The 17,219-nt window shown below is 76.8% G+C and carries 15 protein-coding genes; 6 read left to right on the top strand and 9 right to left on the bottom strand.

Annotated features, from left to right (window positions below; genetic code table 11):
• Positions 1-6 precede the first annotated feature (6 nt).
• Positions 7-1,143, bottom strand: coding sequence for a DegT/DnrJ/EryC1/StrS family aminotransferase (locus tag AC07D6_RS20570; RefSeq protein WP_479046325.1), 1,137 nt, complete (start codon positions 1,141-1,143; stop codon positions 7-9).
• Positions 1,144-1,271: 128 nt separating this feature from the next.
• Between AC07D6_RS20570 and AC07D6_RS20565 the strand changes: the two genes are divergently transcribed.
• From AC07D6_RS20565 to AC07D6_RS20545, 5 genes are all read left to right on the top strand, one after another.
• Positions 1,272-2,513 carry a hypothetical protein gene (locus AC07D6_RS20565; RefSeq protein ID WP_479046323.1) on the top strand — a complete coding sequence of 414 codons (1,242 nt, stop codon included), beginning with the start codon at positions 1,272-1,274 and terminating at the stop codon, positions 2,511-2,513.
• Between the two features lie 43 nt (positions 2,514-2,556).
• A complete protein-coding gene (locus AC07D6_RS20560) occupies positions 2,557-3,654 on the top strand; it encodes a mandelate racemase/muconate lactonizing enzyme family protein (RefSeq protein WP_315879479.1) in 1,098 nt (365 codons plus the stop codon).
• Between the two features lie 307 nt (positions 3,655-3,961).
• Entirely contained in the window at positions 3,962-5,497 is a 1,536-nt protein-coding gene (locus AC07D6_RS20555) for an FUSC family protein (RefSeq protein WP_479046321.1), read from the top strand.
• A 37-nt stretch (positions 5,498-5,534) separates the two neighbouring features.
• Positions 5,535-6,122, top strand: a complete 588-nt coding sequence (locus tag AC07D6_RS20550) for a histone H1-like repetitive region-containing protein (protein WP_479046319.1) — start codon at positions 5,535-5,537, stop codon at positions 6,120-6,122.
• A complete protein-coding gene (locus AC07D6_RS20545) occupies positions 6,050-7,063 on the top strand; it encodes a lactonase family protein (protein ID WP_479046603.1) in 1,014 nt (337 codons plus the stop codon). The genes AC07D6_RS20550 and AC07D6_RS20545 overlap by 73 nt, the downstream gene beginning before the upstream one ends.
• A gap of 75 nt (positions 7,064-7,138) precedes the next feature.
• On the opposite strand, the gene AC07D6_RS20540 is transcribed toward AC07D6_RS20545, so the two are convergent.
• The 7 genes from AC07D6_RS20540 to AC07D6_RS20510 all read right to left on the bottom strand — a co-directional run bounded on the left by AC07D6_RS20540 (position 7,139) and on the right by AC07D6_RS20510 (position 13,799).
• Positions 7,139-8,059 carry a sirohydrochlorin chelatase gene (locus AC07D6_RS20540; protein WP_479046316.1) on the bottom strand — a complete coding sequence of 307 codons (921 nt, stop codon included), beginning with the start codon at positions 8,057-8,059 and terminating at the stop codon, positions 7,139-7,141.
• A gap of 87 nt (positions 8,060-8,146) precedes the next feature.
• Complete coding sequence (locus tag AC07D6_RS20535) at positions 8,147-9,163, bottom strand: N-acetylglucosamine kinase (protein ID WP_479046314.1); 1,017 nt, start codon at positions 9,161-9,163, stop codon at positions 8,147-8,149.
• On the bottom strand, positions 9,160-9,837 hold the full coding sequence (locus AC07D6_RS20530; protein ID WP_479046312.1) for a uracil-DNA glycosylase: 678 nt from the start codon (positions 9,835-9,837) through the stop codon (positions 9,160-9,162). Before AC07D6_RS20530 ends, AC07D6_RS20535 begins: the two co-directional genes overlap by 4 nt.
• 35 nt (positions 9,838-9,872) lie before the next feature.
• Positions 9,873-10,958, bottom strand: a complete 1,086-nt coding sequence (locus tag AC07D6_RS20525) for a WD40/YVTN/BNR-like repeat-containing protein (RefSeq protein WP_315879484.1) — start codon at positions 10,956-10,958, stop codon at positions 9,873-9,875.
• Between the two features lie 173 nt (positions 10,959-11,131).
• Positions 11,132-11,737 carry a TetR/AcrR family transcriptional regulator gene (locus AC07D6_RS20520; RefSeq protein ID WP_315879485.1) on the bottom strand — a complete coding sequence of 202 codons (606 nt, stop codon included), beginning with the start codon at positions 11,735-11,737 and terminating at the stop codon, positions 11,132-11,134.
• Positions 11,738-11,999: 262 nt separating this feature from the next.
• Positions 12,000-12,710 carry a phosphatase PAP2 family protein gene (locus AC07D6_RS20515; RefSeq protein WP_479046308.1) on the bottom strand — a complete coding sequence of 237 codons (711 nt, stop codon included), beginning with the start codon at positions 12,708-12,710 and terminating at the stop codon, positions 12,000-12,002.
• Between the two features lie 153 nt (positions 12,711-12,863).
• Positions 12,864-13,799: a M56 family metallopeptidase gene (locus AC07D6_RS20510; RefSeq protein WP_479046305.1), complete on the bottom strand. Its 936-nt coding sequence runs from the start codon at positions 13,797-13,799 to the stop codon at positions 12,864-12,866.
• A 177-nt stretch (positions 13,800-13,976) separates the two neighbouring features.
• Between AC07D6_RS20510 and AC07D6_RS20505 the strand changes: the two genes are divergently transcribed.
• Entirely contained in the window at positions 13,977-14,525 is a 549-nt protein-coding gene (locus tag AC07D6_RS20505; protein WP_315879488.1) for a GNAT family N-acetyltransferase, read from the top strand.
• Here AC07D6_RS20505 and AC07D6_RS20500 read toward each other — a convergent pair.
• Complete coding sequence (locus tag AC07D6_RS20500) at positions 14,509-17,124, bottom strand: ATP-dependent Clp protease ATP-binding subunit (RefSeq protein ID WP_479046302.1); 2,616 nt, start codon at positions 17,122-17,124, stop codon at positions 14,509-14,511. The two genes, AC07D6_RS20505 and AC07D6_RS20500, sit on opposite strands and share 17 nt — an antisense overlap.
• Positions 17,125-17,219 lie beyond the last annotated feature (95 nt).

Below are 17,219 nucleotides of genomic sequence, written 5' to 3'. Positions count from 1 at the left end.
GGGAACTCACCCGGCCGCCACCCGCTGGTGGGCGCGGCGCAGGGCGCGGGCGATCCGGTCCACGTGCTCCTCCCCGTACGCCTCGCTCCAGGGCAGCGCCAGCAGCGTGCGGCCGATCAACTCCTCGGCGCGCGGGCACAGCCCCGTACGGCCGCCCGGCACCGCCGGATTGGCGTACAGCGGACGCTCCAGGTAACCGGGGAGCGCCGGCACGCCCTGCGCCGCGAGCTCCTTCGCCCAGCGGGCGTTGTCACCCACCAGCAGCGGGAACATCCACCACGCGTGCCCCGCCGGCTCCCCGGCGAGCGCCACCCCCTCCAGCCCCTCCAGCGCGGCGAGCAGCCGCCCGGCCGCCTCGCGCCGGGCCCGCACGACCCCCTCGACCTTGCCGAGCTGGGCCCGCGCCACGGCCGCGACCAGCTCCGGCATCCGGTAGTTGAGGCCCATCTCGCGGTGGACGCGCCCCTCGGAGCGGTCCCAGCCCTTGTCCATGAACAGCCGCATCCGCCGGGCCCGCTCCGGGTCCCCCGTCACGGTGAGGCCGCCGTCGCCCGTCGTGATGTGCTTGAACTGCTGGAGGCTGAAGCACGCCACGTCGCCGGCCGTGCCGAGCAGCCGCCCCGACGCGTCCTCGCCCAGCCACGCCTGCGCGCAGTCCTCGACCAGCGGCAGCCCGTGCCGGTCGCACACCTCCCGCAGCCGCGCCACGTCCGCCGCTCCGCCGAACAGGTGCACGGCGATCACGGCCTTCGTGCGGGGCGTGACCGCGGCCTCCACGGCGTCCGGGTCCAGGTTGCCGTCCCCGGCGCGCACGTCCGCGAAGACCGGCCGCGCGCCCTGCGCCAGGACCGGCGCGACCGTGCCGAAGTCGGAGATCGGCGTCGTCACCACCTCGTCGCCCGGCCCGACCCCGCACGCCGCGACCGCCAGGTGCAGGGCCGCCGTGCCGGAGCTGCACGCCACGGCGTGCGGCCGGCCGTACAGCGCGGCCATCTCCGCCTCCAGCGACCGCGCCTCGGTGCCGAACGCGCTGCACAGCACCGCGGAGTCGAGGACCCGCAGCACCGCCGCGCGCTCCTCCTCGCCGATCGTCCTGCCGCGCGGGTCGAGCATCGTGGGCAAGGGGATTTCCCGTTCGGGCATCGGGTTACTATCCTTCCGCCAGACACGCGGTTATGGCCTGGGCCGAAACTAAGACCCCCGTGGACGGGCGTCAACCAGCCCCACGGAAGCACTCCGCGGCACTTCGGAAGACGAACGGAGACCGGCCGATGGCGCTCACGGTCGGCGTGATAGGCCCCGAGGACCTGGTGGGCAAGGTCGTCGCGGTCGGCGGCGAGACCGGGGCCGCCCGGCTGCACGCCCTCCCGTACCGGCACGAGGACGAGACGCCCGACGTGGTCCGCGCCGCGGGCCCCCGCGTCGACGCCCTGCTGTTCACCGGCGTCGTCCCGCACGCCCTCGCCGCCGGCGCGGGCCTGATCGACCGGCCCGCCATGTACGTCCCGTACAGCGGCGCGACGCTGCTGCGGGCCCTGGTCGAACTGCTCCGGCTGGGCCACGACGTGTCCCGCGTCTCCATCGACACGCTCGGCCGCGCCGACGTGACGGAGACGCTCATCGAGGCCAAGCTGCCCACCGAGCACGTCCGCGTCCTGCCGTACCGGCCCGGCCTCACCTCCCAGGACCTCGTCGACTTCCACCTCGCCGCGCACGACCGGCACGGCACCACGGTCGCCCTCACCTGCCTGGGCTCCGCCTACCACCGGCTGGAGCACCGCCTCCCCGCCGTACGGCTCGCCCCGTCCCGCCACTCCATACGCGCGACCCTGCGGGCGCTCGTCCTCGCCACCACCGGCGCGCACAGCGGCGACGCCCAGGTCGCCCTCGGCATCGTCGACCTGCCGGCCGCCGACGAGGAACTCGCCGCGGACCTCGCCGTCCTCGGCGGCAGCCTCGCCGGACTGCCGGACGGCGGCCGTCTCGTGGTGACCACGCGCGGGGCGCTGGAGAAGGCCACCGACCAGTTCACCCGCCTGCCCTTCCTCGACGGGCTCGCCGCCCGGCACGGCACCGCCCACGTCGGCTTCGGCCTCGGCCGTACCGCCGCCGAGGCGGAGGCGCTGGCCCGGCGGGCCGTGAACCGGGCCCGCTCCGTCGGACCGGTCGCCGGCGTCGTCTGCATGAAGGACGACATCGACATCGTCATCGCCCACGACGCGGCCCACGGCACGGCGGGTGGCGCCCGGCCCGCCGCGGCGGAGAGCACCGGGCTGCTCGCCCGGCGCGCCGGCCTCGACCCGCGGACGCTGGAGCGGCTGCGGGAGCTGGTCGCCGCCGAGGAGGGGCCCGGCATCACCGCACACCGCGTCGCCGAGCACCTGGACGTCCAGCAGCGCACCGCCCGGCGCATCCTCAAGCGCCTGGAGCGCGCCGGGGTCGCCGTCCCCGTCGGCAGCCGGCAGGAAGGACGCACCGGCCGCCCGCCCATCGTCTACCGAGTACGTCTCTAGGCCCGACGCCCCGGTGGCGGGGGCCGTGACCCGGAGGAGCCGCGTGAAGATCGACTCGATTCGCAGCCATGTCGTCGAGGCCCCCTACCGACGCCCCTTCGCCATCAGCAGCGGGACCAGCCCCCACCTCGTCAGCCTCGTCGTCGAGGTGCGCGCCGACGACGGCGCCACCGGGTACGGCGAGGCGTCGCCCATGACCGCGTACACGGGGGAGACCCTCGACGGGCTGCGCGCCGCGCTCACCGGCCACGTCGCCCCCGCCCTCGTCGGCCGCGACCCGCGCGACCTCGCCGGCGCCCACGCCGCCATGGACGCGGCCATCCGCGGCCAGCACCTGGCCAAGGCCGCCCTCGACCTCGCCCTGCACGACCTCGCGGGCCGCGCCGCCGGCTGGCCGGTCCACCTGCTCCTCGGCGGACGGCTGCGCACCGAGGTGCCCACCGCCTGGGTGGTCGGCCTCGGCACGCCCGAGGAGATGACCGAGGAGGCCGCCGAGTACGCCGCGCGAGGCTTCACCCACATCAAGGTCAAGGGCGGCGAGGACCCGGACCGCGACGTGGAGCTGGTCCGCGCCGTCCGCGCCGCCGTCCCGGACGGCGTCGAGCTGTCCCTCGACGCCAACGAGGGCTACGACCCGTCCACCGCCGCCCGCACCGTGGCGCGGCTCGGCGAGGAGGGCCTCGACCTGGTCGAGCAGCCGCTGCCCCGCTGGGACCTCGCCGGGATGGCGGCGCTGCGCGGCCGCGGCGGCCCCCGGGTGATGGCGGACGAGTCGCTGCAGTCGCTGCACGACGCCATGGAGATCGTCCGGCGCGGCGCCGCCGACGTCCTCAACATCAAGGTCCTCAAGGTGGGCGGGCTGCACCGGGCCCGCCAGGTCGCCGCGCTCGCGGAGGCCGCCGGCCTCGCCGTGAAGATCGGCTCCATGCCGGAGCTGGGCGTCGCCACCCTCGCGGCCGTCCACCTCGCGGCCGCGCTGCCCCACGCCACCGTCCCCGCCGACCTCGTCGGACCCCTGCTCGTCGAGGACGAACCGCTCGCGCCGGCGGCCTTCGCCGGAGCGGCGGACACCGGACGGGTCGCCCTGCCCGACGCCCCCGGCCTCGGCCACCGGTTGTCGGAGCTGCCCGGCCGCCCGTGACCGCCGCGGACCGGCCGCCCGTGGCCCCAGCGGACCGGCCGTGCCGCGGCCTGGTCCGTTGGCCTCCCGATGGCCGACCAGGGCGGGGTTTCGCTGGTCCGATGGCCCAGTGACCGACGTCTGGGTTGAGCCAGTGCCGCCCCGGGTGCTTCTCTTGTCGTATCCACGTATCAGCGGCGCCGCGCAGCGCCGGACGGCAACGAGGCCGGATCCGGACCGCGGCGCCTTCGTCGTGCCTGCGGACGCCCACCACCCCCGGGCGCCCCCGCGGCCGGCGAGAGCAACACAGGGGGGCGGCACCACCGTCATGAAGAGGATCTTCGTGGCCCCGGACCCGGGGCACCTCAGGCTGAGGAACGCGACCCGTGCCGTCCTCGGCATCGGGCTCGCCGTCGCGGCCGCCGAACTGGCCGGTCTGTCGCTGACCGCGTCCATCACCGGCGGACTCGCCGCGCTGCTCGCCCTCTTCACCGTCATCGACGGCACCGTCCGCGCCCAGCGGGCCACCACCGCGCTGCTGCCCGCCGCCGGGTTCCCCGCCCTCGCCCTCGCCACCGTCCTGCACGACCTGCCCCTCGGCCGGGACGCCGCGTTCCTCGCCGTCGTCTTCTGTGGCGTCTACGCCCGGCGCTGGGGGCCGCGCGGCCACGCGCTCGGCATCTTCGCGTTCATGCAGTTCTTCGTGGTGCAGTTCCTCCACGCCACCCCGGCGCAGCTCCCCGAGCTGTACGCCGCCGTGGGCATCGCCCTCGTCGTGGCCGGCGCCGTGCGGTTCGCCCTGTGGCCGATCGAACGCCGGACCCCGCCGGCCGCCGTGCCCGCGCCGCTGCCCGGACGCGGACTGGCCCGGCCGACCACCCGGCAGGCGTTCCAGACCACCGTCGCGTGCGCCTTCGCCCTGGCCGTGGGCCAGGTCCTCTCGGAGGAGCGCTGGTACTGGGCGGTCGGAACCACCTGGTGGATCTTCGTCAACACCGCGTCGCGCGGCGAGACCCTGGTACGGGGCTTCCGGCGCGTCGTGGGCACCGTCCTCGGCATCCTCGCCGGCCTGGTGGTCGCCCTGCCGCTGCACGGGGCGCCCGCCCCGACGGCGGTCCTCGTCGCCGTGTGCGTCTTCGGCATCTTCTACACGGCCCCCGTCTCGTACAGCTGGATGATGCTCGCCGTGACGGTGATGGCCGGACTCCTGTACGGGCTGCTCGGCGTGCTCACCCCGGGCCTGCTGGTCCTGCGGGCCGCCGAGACCGGGGTCGGCGCGCTGTTCGCGGCGCTCGCCGTGACCTTCGTCCTGCCGGTCACCACGCACGCCACCAACGACGCCTGGATCCAGCGCGCGCTGCTCGCCGTGCGCCGCTGCACCGCCGAGGCCGCCGAACGGCTCGCCGGCTCGCCCACCGCCGACCCGGCCCCGCACGCCGCCGAGCTGGAGGTGCTGCTGGGGCGCGTACGGCTGGCCCTGGCACCGCTCGTGCACCCGCTGAGCCCGTTCCGCGACCGCAAGGCCCGCGCACGCCAGGTGCTCGCCCTGCTCGACGACTGCGCGCGCGAGGTGCGGGGGCTGGCCGCGGTGGCCGCCGACCCGGACGCGGGCCACGACGCCCGGCTCGCCGCGGCGTGCTGGCGGGTCGAGGCCGCCGTGGAGGCCCTGCTCACGCGCGAGCGGGCACGCGACGCCGCCGACCGCGAGACCGCCGCGGCGGCCCCCGCCGCCTTCGCCCCCTCGGTGCCCGTGACACCCCCGGCCGCGCCGGCGCTGGCGCACCTGCACGGCCTGGAGCGGCTGCTCGCCGAACTCGACGGGCCGCTGCGCACGGCGCCCCGTTCGTCGCTGGTGCGCTCCTGACACGCCGCGCCCCCGCCTGACGGGCCTGGTCTGGACCATGGCTGCTAGCGTCGTCCCCGCAACGCCAGGAACGGCCACTGGGGAGGGGCAGCGGTGGAGCGGTACGGGGACCGGGGCACGCGGCGGGCGACCGCCGACAGGACGGACGACGGCACGGCGCCGGGGGGCGCGACGCCCGGCCGTGCGGTGGACGGCGGTACGGCGCCGGGGAGCGCGGCGTCCGGTGGCGCGGTGCCTGGCCGTGAGGCGTCCGGCGGTGTGGCGCCCGGTGGTGTGGTGGACGGCGGTACGGCGTCCGGTGGTGTGGCGTCCGGCCGTGCGGCGCCCAGCGGCACGGCGCCCGGTGGCGCGGTGCCCGGCCGTGAGACATCCGGTGGCGTGGCGTCCGGCCGTGCGGTGGACGGCGGTACGGCGCCGGGGAGCGCGGCGTCCGGTGGCGCGGTGCCTGGCCGTGAGGCGTCCGGCGGTGTGGCGCCCGGTGGCGCGGTGCCCGGCCGTGCGGTGGACGGCGGTACGGCGCCGGGGGGTCCGCCCGCGCCGCGACGGGCCTTCATCGGTTCTTTCACCTCCGCGGGGGGCCACGGCGTCACCGCCGCCGCGGTCGACGGGGCGACCGGCGCCCTGACTCCCACCGGCGCCACGGACGCAGTCGCCGACCCGTCCTTCCTCGCCCTCGGGCCCGGCGCCGCCGTGCTGTACGCGGTCTCCGAGACCGACGAGGGCGCCGTCGCCGCGTTCGACGTCACCGGTCCGGCGCCCCGTCTGATCGGCGCCCCCGAACCCGTGCGCGGGGCCGGGCCGACCCACCTCGCGTACACCGCCGGCCACGTGGTGGCCGCGCACTACGGCTCCGGCGGCGTGAGCGCCCAGCCGGTCCGCCCGGACGGCGCGCCGGGCCCGGTCACCGGGCTCCTCCGGCACCGGGGCAGCGGGCCCGACCCGGACCGGCAGGCCGCCCCGCACGCCCACCAGGTGCGGCCCTCGCCGGACGGCCGCTGGCTGCTCACCGTGGACCTCGGCACCGACTCCGTACGCGTCTGCGCCCTCGACGGGACCACCGGGGCGCTCACCGTCCACGGCGAGACGCCCCTGCGCCCCGGCAGCGGGCCGCGCCACCTCGCCTTCCACCCGGCCGGCGGCCACGTGTACGTCCTGGCGGAGCTGACGCCGACCCTCACCGTGTGCCGCTGGGACGGCCGTACGGGCGCCCTCGAACCCGTGGCGGAGGTGCCCGTGCGGCCGGCGGGCGCGGCGGGGCCGGGCTACCCGTCCGGGCTCGCCGTGAGCCCCGACGGGCGGTTCGTGTGGGCTGCCGTGCGGGGCGACGACACCGTCGCCGTCCTCCAGCTCGACGGGGGCGGCGAGCGGCCCCGCCTGGTCGCCGCGGTGCCCTCCGGCGGCCGTTGGCCGCGCGACCTCGTCGCCGACCCGCGGGGGCGGCGGCTGTACGTGGCCAACGAGCGGTCCGGCGACGTGACGTGGTTCGACGTCGACCCGGTGACCGGCGTCCCGTCCCGCGCGGGCGCGGTGACCGCCCCGGCCGCCTCCTGCGTGGTCCTCGCCTGAACGCGGGAGGGCCCGCGCGGCGCGGTCACGCGCGGCGCGGGCCCTCCCGTACGGGTCCCTCCCCGGCCGGGCCGGTCAGCGGACCGGAACCCCCTGCTGCTGTTGCGGGGAGATGCCCAGCACCGTCATGTAACCCGACAGCACCAGCCTGCCGACCGCCGGGTACGCGCCCAGCGGCTCGGCGACCGGGCAGTTCGCGGCCCCGGCCGCCGCGTCCAGCAGCTCCCCGGCCAGCTCCGGGCCGACCAGGTACGGGGCGACCGCGAGCTGCGCCGAACCGGAGTCGCGCAGCTGCGCGGCGACCACCGCCACCGACCCCTCCTGGTCCAGGGCCGCCGCCATCACCGGCACGGCCAGCCGCGCCGCCAGCAGCATGCCCGTGATCCCGGCCGCCTGGACGGCCTCGGCGCCGCCCGTCGTCGCCAGCACGATGCCGTCCGCCGCCGTCGCGACCGTGAACAGCCGCGCCCGGTCGGCGCGCGCCAGGCCCGCCTCGGAGAGGCGCACGTGCAGCGCCTCGGCCAGCAGCGGATGCGGCCCCAGCACGTTGGCCAGCTCGGCCGGCGCGCCGCTGTCGGCGACGGCCTGCCGTATCCGGCCCATCAGCACGGCGTCCGGGCCGACCAGCAGCGGCACGACGACCGCGGCCGGGCCCTCGGGCTCGGCGACCTCGCGGCCGGCCGCCCTGGCCAGCTCGTACCGCTCCACGCGGAGCGCCGCGGCCCGCCGCAGCACCCCGGCCAGCGACACGTACTCGGCGTCGTCCCCGTCGAGGAAGCCGATCGCGGCCTCCAGACCGGGCAGCTCGGAGCGCGCGATGCTCACGAGTTCTTCCGCCAGGCCGCGCGCGGCGGCGGAAGGCTCACCGGGGACGGCGAGGACGAGTGCGGGCGCGCCCTCGGGGGCCGCCAGGGGTTCGGGGCGACGGTGCCGCCCGGGCTGGCGGGGGCGTGGCATTCGTACAGGCAGGCCAGCGGGCCCAGTGGGGGAGCTCATGGCGCCGCATGCTACTGGTTTTGACCGCCCCGCTGTTCGGGGAGGGGGCATTGCCGCCCCCAATGGGCAGTTTGTCGGAAGAGTCGCTCAGTTGCCGTATGTGTCCAGCAGGCCGGGCTCGCGGGGCAGGGCCGGCGCGTCCGCGGCGAGCGCGGCGGCGATCGCCAGCGCGCCGGACAGCGGGTCGCCGGCAGCCGACACCGTCCGCGCGCCGGGGAGTTGACGCGCCAGCTCCTCGCGCAGGGGTACGAGCAGGGGGTCGCCGAGCCGGAACAGACCGCCCGTCAGGGCCACGTCGCCGGTGCCCCCCGCCGGGTGCACCGCGGCCGCGGCCTCCGCGATGTGCCGTGCCGCGCGCGCGAGGACGCCCGCCGCGACCGGGTCGTCCGCCGCGTGGCGGGCCACCTCCGGGGCGAACGACGCGAGGACGGCGGCCCGGTCCGGGCGCGGGTACAGCCGCCCGGGCAGCCCGGCCACGGGCCCGAACAGGGCCTCGGCGCGGGCCAGGAGGGCGGGGGAGCCGCCGCGCCGCCCGTCGTGGGCGCGCAGCGCCGCCTCCAGGCCGGCCCGGCCGATCCACGCGCCGCCGCCGCAGTCGCCCAGCAGGTGCCCCCACCCGTCGGCGCGGCGCCAGCGCACCAGGTCGGTGCCGAGCGCGACGAGCCCGGTGCCCGCGGCGACCACGGTGCCGGGCGCGCGGCCCAGGGCGCCCGCGTAGGCGGTCACGGCGTCGGAGGCCAGCGCGAGCCGCCGCACGCCCAGCGCGTCGCGCAGCGCACCGGGCAGCACGGCCCGCAGCCGGTCCCCGAGCCCCGCCATCCCGGCGGCCCCCACGGCGACGGCGCCGGGCCGTCCGCCCGCCCCGGCCCGGTCCAGCAACTCCCGGGCGGCGGGCACCAGCCGCTCCACCAGCCACCCGGCGTCGATCCCGCCGGGCCCGGTGGGCACGGGGGTGCCGAAGGCCCGCGCGGCCACCGGTCGGGCCGAGGGGCCCGTCGTGGCGCCACCGGCCGGCCGGGCGGGGGCGTCCACCGTCGCGAGGGCGACGCGGAAGCCCGAGCCGCCCGAGTCGACGCCCAGGACCCACACGCCGCCCGGGGTCACGGGAGGCGCCAGTCGACCGGCTCCGCCCCCTGACGCAACAGCAGGTCGTTCACCCGGCTGAACGGGCGCGAACCGAAGAAGCCGCGGTCCGCCGACATGGGGGAGGGGTGCGCCGACTCGATGGCCGGCAGGTCGCCCAGGAGCGGGCGGAGGTTGCGGGCGTCGCGCCCCCACAGCACCGACACGAGCGGCTTGCCGCGCGCCGCGAGCACCTTGATGGCCTGCTCGGTGACCTCCTCCCAGCCCTTGCCGCGGTGCGCGCCCGGCTTGCGCGGGGCCGTCGTCAGGGCCCTGTTGAGCAGCAGCACCCCCTGCCGCGTCCAGGGCGTCAGGTCGCCGTTGGACGGCCGGGGCAGGCCCAGGTCGGCGTGGAGTTCGCGGAAGATGTTCTCCAGGCTGCCCGGCAGGGGCCGCACGTCCGGCGCGACCGAGAAGCTCAGCCCCACCGCGTGCCCCGGGGTCGGATACGGGTCCTGGCCGACGATCAGGACTCTCACCTCGTCGAACGGCTGCTGGAACGCGCGCAGGACGTTCGGCCCGGCCGGTAGGTACGTACGCCCCGCGGCGATCTCCGCGCGGAGGAAGTCCCCCATCGCCGCGACGCGTTCGGCCACGGGGGCGAGGGCTTCGGCCCAGCCGGGCTCGACGATTTCTCTCAACGGTCTTGCTGCCACGGCCGTCACTCTACTGGCGCAGCCCGCCCCCACCGTCACCCGACGACCGCCGCCCGCACGCACAGCACGTCCGGGAGGTGCGCGGCCAGTTGCCGCCAGCTGTCGCCGTCGTCGGCGCTCGCGAACACCTCGCCGTTGCGGTTGCCGAAGTAGAGGCCCGCCGGGTCGGCGCCGTCCGTGCACATCGCGTCGCGCAGCACCGTGCCGTAGTGGTCGTCCTCCGGAAGGCCCCGCGTCAGCGCCTCCCAGCCGCCGCCCGCGTCGCCCGTCCGGTACACCCTGCAGCGGCGGCCCGCCGGTACGCGGTCCGAATCGGCGGTGATCGGGAAGACGTACGCCGTGTCCGCGTGCCTCGGGTGCGCGACGACCGCGAAGCCGAAGTCGGACGGCAGCCCGGCCCCGATGCCGGTCCACGTGGCGCCGGAGTCGTCGCTGCGGTACACGCCCCAGTGGTTCTGGAGGTAGAGCCGGTCGGGGTCGCCGGCGTCCTGCGCGACCTTGTGCACGCACTGGCCGAACCTCGGCCGCGGATCGGGCAGGAACACCGCCGAGACCCCGTCGTTCGACGGCGACCAGGTACCGCCGCCGTCGCGCGTGCGGAACACCCCGGCCGCCGACACCGCGACCGTCACCGCGTCGGGGTCGCGCGGGTCCGTCACCACCGTGTGCAGCGCCTCACCGCCGCCGCCCGGCTGCCACCGCGACCGCGTCGGGTGCTCCCACAACGGTCTGACCAGCTCGAACGTCTCGCCCTCGTCGTCCGACCGGAAGAGCGCCGCCGGTTCCGTGCCCGCGTACACCACGCCGGGCGCCGCCGGGCCCGCCGGGTGCAGCTGCCAGACCCGCTCCAGCGACGCGCCCGTGTCCCGGGGGAACCTCACGGGCGCCTCCGCCGGCTCCGACCACGTGGCCCCCAGGTCGTCGGAGTGGAACACGGACGGCCCCCAGTGCGCGCTGTCCGCGCCCACCAGCAGCCGGGGCACGGCCCGGCGCAGGTCGACACCGACCGCGTACACGGCCTGCGCGGGGAAGTGGGGTCCGTCGAACTCCCACCGGCCGCCGCGTCGGCGAGCGGTGAAGAGGCCCTTGCGCGTGCCCACGGTCAGCAGTACGTCGGTCATGGCCCACACCTCCAGGACGTCCTTGACGCCTTCGTCGCGGATACGGGCCAGTCTGCACCCGCCCACCGACAACGGCCGCCGGAGCGCCGTTCCCGCAGGTCGGCGCCGTGCACCCGGCCGCCCGGCCCGGCGCGAGGCACGTCCGGCGCCCGTGCGGCCGGGGAGCCGGCGCCCTACGGCCGCCCGCCCTCCGGGGGCGAGCCCAGCTCCCAGTCGAGGCCGTACCGCTGGAACAGCTCCGCCCTCAGCCGGGCGGGCGACATCGGGGCGCCCGGCAGCAGCACGGCGAAGACGGCGCCCATCAGCAGCGCCCGCAGCAGCGGGTAGTCCGCGTCCAGGTCGCGCGCCCCGTACCGCGCGAGCGTGTCCCGCAGGAGCGCGGCGAGCCGCTGCTGCTCCGGGCAGCGCACGAACCCCTCCGCCTGGAGGATCCCGGCCATGTGCGTCCGCATCAGCAGCGGCTGTTCCACCGCCAGGCCGAGGACCGCGTCGATCGCCCGGGCCAGCCGTTCGCGCCCGTCCTCGGTGCGCGGCTCGCGCTCCAGGGACGACGCCAGCGTCATGTGCATCAGGCGGTGGACGGCGGACTGGAGCAACTGGCGCTTGCCGGGGAAGTAGTACGAGACGAGACCGCGCGCCGAACCGGCCCGGTCGGCGATGTCCGCGAGCGTCGTCGCCTCGTACCCGCGCTCGGACACGAGGTCGACCGTCGCCTGGAGGAGCCGCTCGCGGGACCTCCGGCGGAGTTCTGCATTGACCGATGCGCTCCGCGGGGACATGCTTGACTCCTGCGTTGATTGGCTCTCAGCCAATATACTCAGAGCGTCCTTGCCGACACACAGCGCCTCGTCGGCCGGGAGGGTGTGTCACGCGGACCGGGCGACGCGGGGGATCGTCCGGTCCGTGATGGCACCGGACGGACGGATCGGCCCGGCGCACGCCCCGGCCGCATGTGCCGCTCGTGCGGCGCCTCGCACCGGCGGGGCCGGGACCCCCGTCCTCGCCCGCGGGACCGGTGCGCCGCGCAGCCGTGGCGCGCCTTCAGTGCGCCCCGCGCCCCGCCGGGGCCCCCAGCGCCGCCGTACGCCCCCGCGCCGCCGTCCACCGCTCGTACGCCCCGGCCGCCGCCGCCACCAGGCAGGCGCCCAGCAGCCAGCCGGCCAGCACGTCCGAGGGCCAGTGGACCCCCAGGTACACCCGGGTCAGGCCCACTCCGGCCGTCGACACGACCCCCGCCACCACCACCGGCCGCACCAGGGCGCGCCGCGCCGTCCGCGCCGCCGCCCACCACAGCAGCCCGCACACGACGGCCGCGGTCATGGCGTGCCCGGACGGGAACGCCGCGAACTCCGCCGAGTCCACCGGGTCCGACCACCGCGGCCGCTCCCGGCCCACCAGCGCCTTGACACCATGCTGCACCGCGGCCGCCACCCCGCACACGACCACCAGCAGCCCCGCGGGCCCCGGCTCACCGGCCCGCCACAGGGCCACCGCCACCACCACCAGCAGGACGCGCAGCGTCAACGGGTCCCACACCCAGTCGGACAGCACCCGCATGCCCTCCGTCAGCACCGGACGGCGCACCGCCGTCAGGTGCAGTTCCTCCACCACCGCCCGGTCGAAGGCGATCAGCGGCGCCCAGGCGACGGCCACGAGCAGCAGCAGCGCCACGGTCGCCGCGCCGCAGCCCACGGCCACGGCACGGAGGAGCGGGAAACGGGCGGGGGACGGGGCGTGTACGGGGGGAGTCATATCGGGATCCTGCCCGGGGATCGCGCGGGCAGACCGCCGACAGGGCCGGCCGCGTCGACGCCGTCCGCGCCGGTGCCACTCGTATCGACGCCGGCCGTACCGGCGCCGGTCGCGTCGGCGTCGGTGGCTTCGGTGCCGCCCGTTCGGCCCCGGTCAGGACAGCGCGCTCAACCCGGGCGCCAGCGCCACGAGCAGCGGCACCGCCGGTACGAGCGCGGCCGCCGCCGTCAGCCGCAGCCGCCGCCCCGGCGTGAGCCGCGGCTCCGCCGCCAGCAGCCGCGTCACCCGCTGCGGCACCTCGGCGTGGGGCGCCGGGCACGGCCCGAACGCGCCCCGGTCCTCGTTCAGCCCGACCAGCGCCAGCGCGATCGTCAGCCGCCCGAACCGCTTCGACGCCGAGTCGTCCGCGGCCAGTTCCACCAGCCGGTGCATCTCCGCGCGGAACGCCGCGAACACCGGGACGCGCGGGAACCCCGACGCCAGCGCCGCCGCGCAGTGCAGCAGCCAGTCGTGCCGCGCCCGCGCGTGCCCCTCCTCGTGGGCGAGCACCGCGTCCAGTTGGCGCCCCTTCAGCCGCCGCAACGCCGCCGTGGTGATGATCAGCCGGGGCCGCGCACCCGGCAGCCACCAGGCGTCGGGCCGGTCGCCCTCCAGCAGCACCAGGGGCTCCGAACCCGGCTCCTCACCCGGCAGCAGCGGCGCCCGCACCAGCAGTTCGGCGCGCCGTCGCCTGCGCCACGCCCGGGCGTCGCGGACCTCGCGGGTGAGCATGGCCCCGGTCCACAGCCCGCCGCACGCCAGCAGCACCGCGAGCGCCGCCGACCAGGGGCCCAGCGCCCCCAGGGCGTACGCCTCCACGACCGCGGCCGGCGCCGTGGCGAACACCTGGCCGCGCACCACCTGCCAGGAGGCCGCCGCGCTGAACGTCATGGACAGCGCGAAGCTCAGCAGCACCGCCGCCACCACGCACTGCCAGACCCACAGCGCGACGATCGGCTCGCGTTCCGGCCAGTCGGCCCGCGCGAGCAGGCGCGGGGCCACGACGGCGACCAGCACGCCGAGCGCGAGCAGCGCGAGGGAGACCCACATGGCGTCAGCCTATGAGCGTGGCGCCGCCCATCGGCCCGCGCGGACACGGAAGTGACGCACGCCACGGCCCTTCCGCCCTCCGTGGCGCCCCGTGTCCGCCCCGGGGGAGCAACGGGCCCGGGAAGAGGGGCGCGTTAGGCTCGTGGCCGAACGACACGCCGAGGGAGAACGCCCACGATGGACACCGCACCGCCCCGGGAGGCCCGGGAGACCTACCGCGACGCCGTGGAGGCGGACGTTCCCGCGCTCGTCGCCCTCGTCGAGTCCGCCTACCGCGGTGACGCCAGCCGCGCGGGCTGGACCACGGAGGCCGACATCCTCGACGGCCGGCGCACCGATCACGACGGCGTCCGCGCGGTCATCACCACGCCCGGCTCCCGGCTCGTCGTCGTCGAGCGGGACGGCGACCCCGTCGCCTGCTGCCAACTGGAGCACCGCGGCGACGCCGCGTACTTCGGGATGTTCGCCGTCCGCCCCGGGCTGCAGGGCGGCGGGCTCGGCCGGCGCGTCCTCGCGGAGGCGGAGCGCCTGGCCCGCGAGGAGTGGGGCGTGCGGGAGATGCACATGACGGTGATCTCCGTGCGCGACGAGTTGATCGCCTGGTACGAGCGGCGCGGCTACCGCCGTACGGGACGGATGACGCCGTTTCCGTACGGCGACGAGCGCTTCGGCGTGCCGCGCCGCGACGACCTGGAGTTCGAGCTGCTCGTCAAGGAGCTGGGCTGACCCCGCCGGCCGGTTCGGGAGCCCTGCCGGGCCCCTGCTCCGCGCGGAAGTCCAGCCGCCCGTCCGCCACGCCCACGTGGACCCGGCCGCCCCCGGAGAGCCGGCCGTCGAGCAGCAGCCGCGACAGTTGGTTGTCCACCTCGCGCTGGATCGTGCGGCGCAGCGGCCGGGCGCCGTACTCGGGCTCGTAGCCCCGCCGGGCCAGCCAGTCGACGGCCTGCGGGGCGAAGTCCACGGACACGTGCTGCGCCCGCATCCGGCGGCGGGTGTCCTCCAGCAGCAGGTCGGTGATCTGCCGGAGCTGCGGCTCCGTGAGCCGGCGGAAGATGACGATCTCGTCGATGCGGTTGAGGAACTCGGGTCGGAAGTGCTCGCGCAGCGGCCGCAGCACCCGGTCGCGGGCCGCCTCTTCGTCGTCCACCGCGTCCGCGCCGAAGCCGAGCACGCCGCGTCCGGTGCCGATGGCCTCGGAGCCGAGGTTGCTGGTCATCACGACGACCGTGTTCTTGAAGTCGACGGTGCGGCCCTGCGCGTCGGTCAGCCGCCCGTCGTCGAGCACCTGGAGGAGGATGTTGAAGACGTCCGGGTGCGCCTTCTCCACCTCGTCGAGGAGGAGCAGCGAGTACGGGTGCCGGCGCACCGCCTCCGTCAGCTGCCCGGCCTCCTCGTGGCCGACGTACCCGGGCGGGGCGCCCACCAGCCGACTGACGGTGTGCCGCTCCTGGAACTCGCTCATGTCGAGCCGCACCATGCGCTCCTCGCTGCCGAACAGCGCGTCGGCGAGGGCGCGGGCCAGCTCGGTCTTGCCGACGCCGGTCGGGCCGAGGAAGAGGAAGCTGCCGATCGGGCGGCGCGGGTCGGCGAGACCCGCCCGGGAGCGCAGCACCGCCTCGGAGACGACGGAGACCGCCTCGTCCTGGCCGACGACCCGCTCCCGCAGGTGCTGCTCCAGGCCGAGCAGCCGCTCCTTCTCCTCCTGGGTGAGCCGGCTGACGGGGATGCCGGTCTGCCGGCTGATGACCTCCGCGATGTCCTCGGCGGTCACCTCCAGCACGCGGTCGTCCCGCATCAGCGGCTCGCCCCGGCCCGCCTTGATGCGGTCCTGCAGCTCCTGGATGCGGTCGCGCAGTTCGGTCGCCCGCTCGTACTGCTCGGCGGCGACGGCCTGGTCCTTGTCGCGGACCAGTTGCTCGGCCTCCCGTTCCAGGGCCCGCACGTCGGTGTCCTGCGATCGGGAGCGCAGCCGGACGCGCGCTCCCGCCTGGTCGATCAGGTCGATGGCCTTGTCGGGCAGGAACCGCTCGGTGAGGTAGCGGTCCGACAGCTCGACGGCGGCGCGCAGCGCGTCGTCGGTGTAGCGGACCTGGTGGTGCGCCTCGTACCGGTCGCGCAGCCCGCGCAGGATCTCCAGGGCGTCCTCGGGGCTCGGCTCGGGGACGAGGATCGGCTGGAAGCGGCGGGCGAGGGCGGCGTCCTTCTCTACGTGGCGGCGGTACTCCTCCAGCGTGGTCGCGCCGATGACGTGCAGCTCGCCGCGGGCGAGCGCGGGCTTCAGGATGTTGCCGGCGTCCATGGAGCCGCCCTCCGAGCCGCCTCCGCCGCCCGCACCGACGACCGTGTGGAGCTCGTCGATGAAGAGGACGAGTTCGCCGGAGTGGGCCCGGACCTCCTCGATGACGGCGTTCATCCGCTCCTCGAAGTCGCCGCGGTAGCGGGTGCCGGCGACGATGCCCGTCATGTCGAGGGCGACGACGCGCCGGCCGAGGAGCGTGTCGGGCACGTCGCCGTCGGCGATGCGCTGGGCGAGGCCCTCGACGACGGCGGTCTTGCCGACGCCGGCGTCGCCGATGAGGACGGGGTTGTTCTTCCCGCGCCGCGACAGGACCTCGACGGTCTGCTCGATCTCCGACTCCCGGCCGATGACCGGGTCGATGCGGCCGGCGCGGGCTATGTCGGTGAGGTCGCGCCCGTACTTGTCCAGGGTCGGCGTGCCGTGCTGGGGCGCCGGGCGCTGGTCGGCCGCGTTGTTCTCCCACCCGCCGGACGGCCCGCCGCGCGGGGTGGGCGTGCGGGACGGCGGGCCGGGGACGGAGCCGGGGTCGAACCGGGCGGCGCGCAGGATGCGGCCGGCCGCCGAGTCCGGGTTGGCGGCCAGCGCGGCGAGGACGTGCTCGGGCCCGATGTAGGAGGCGCCGATGTTCCTCGCCAGGTCGTGGGCGTCGAGGAGGGCGCGCTTGACGGCGGGCGTGACGGCGATCCGGGCCTGCGGCGGGCCCTCGCCGGCCGTGCGGTCGATCTCCGCGGCCAGCTCGTCGGGGTCGGCTCCGGCCCGGACGACCAGGTCGCGCGTCGGCTCGGTGTCGAGCGCGGCGCGCAGCAGGTGCTCGGTCTCCAGGTCCGCGCTGCCGTGCTCGGCGGCGTACGTGGCGGCGTCGTCCACCATGCGGCGGGCGGGCTCGCTCATCATCCGCGCGATGTCGATGTACCGGGGTCCGCGCCGGGCGGCCGGGGAGGCCGGGGTGCCCCCGAACAGCCGGCCCAGGAACTCACTGAACGGGTCGGGGCCGAAGCCCTCGGGGCCGAGGAATCCATTGCTCATAAATGACCGTCCCAGTTGTCCCAGTACGTCACTGTCCGTTCGGTTTTCATGTCAGACGTGGCGAAATCCAGCCACGCGGGTTCCCCCGGGGGGAT

It is taken from the genome of Streptomyces sp. NPDC045287, assembly GCF_056432325.1.
The sequence above is the reverse complement of the archived record's forward strand: the minus strand, read 5'-3'. Positions and strand labels throughout refer to the sequence as shown.

Bases quoted from the DNA above. Each gene is read 5' to 3' on its own strand.
- AC07D6_RS20570 (WP_479046325.1), bottom strand. From the start codon at position 1,143: ATGCCCGAACGGGAAATCCCCTTGCCCACGATGCTCGACCCGCGCGGC.
- AC07D6_RS20565 (WP_479046323.1), top strand. From the start codon at position 1,272: ATGGCGCTCACGGTCGGCGTGATAGGCCCCGAGGACCTGGTGGGCAAG.
- AC07D6_RS20555 (WP_479046321.1), top strand. From the start codon at position 3,962: ATGAAGAGGATCTTCGTGGCCCCGGACCCGGGGCACCTCAGGCTGAGG.
- AC07D6_RS20550 (WP_479046319.1), top strand. From the start codon at position 5,535: ATGGCTGCTAGCGTCGTCCCCGCAACGCCAGGAACGGCCACTGGGGAG.
- AC07D6_RS20540 (WP_479046316.1), bottom strand. From the start codon at position 8,059: ATGAGCTCCCCCACTGGGCCCGCTGGCCTGCCTGTACGAATGCCACGC.
- AC07D6_RS20525 (WP_315879484.1), bottom strand. From the start codon at position 10,958: ATGACCGACGTACTGCTGACCGTGGGCACGCGCAAGGGCCTCTTCACC.
- AC07D6_RS20520 (WP_315879485.1), bottom strand. From the start codon at position 11,737: ATGTCCCCGCGGAGCGCATCGGTCAATGCAGAACTCCGCCGGAGGTCC.
- AC07D6_RS20515 (WP_479046308.1), bottom strand. From the start codon at position 12,710: ATGACTCCCCCCGTACACGCCCCGTCCCCCGCCCGTTTCCCGCTCCTC.
- AC07D6_RS20510 (WP_479046305.1), bottom strand. From the start codon at position 13,799: ATGTGGGTCTCCCTCGCGCTGCTCGCGCTCGGCGTGCTGGTCGCCGTC.
- AC07D6_RS20505 (WP_315879488.1), top strand. From the start codon at position 13,977: ATGGACACCGCACCGCCCCGGGAGGCCCGGGAGACCTACCGCGACGCC.
- AC07D6_RS20500 (WP_479046302.1), bottom strand. From the start codon at position 17,124: ATGAGCAATGGATTCCTCGGCCCCGAGGGCTTCGGCCCCGACCCGTTC.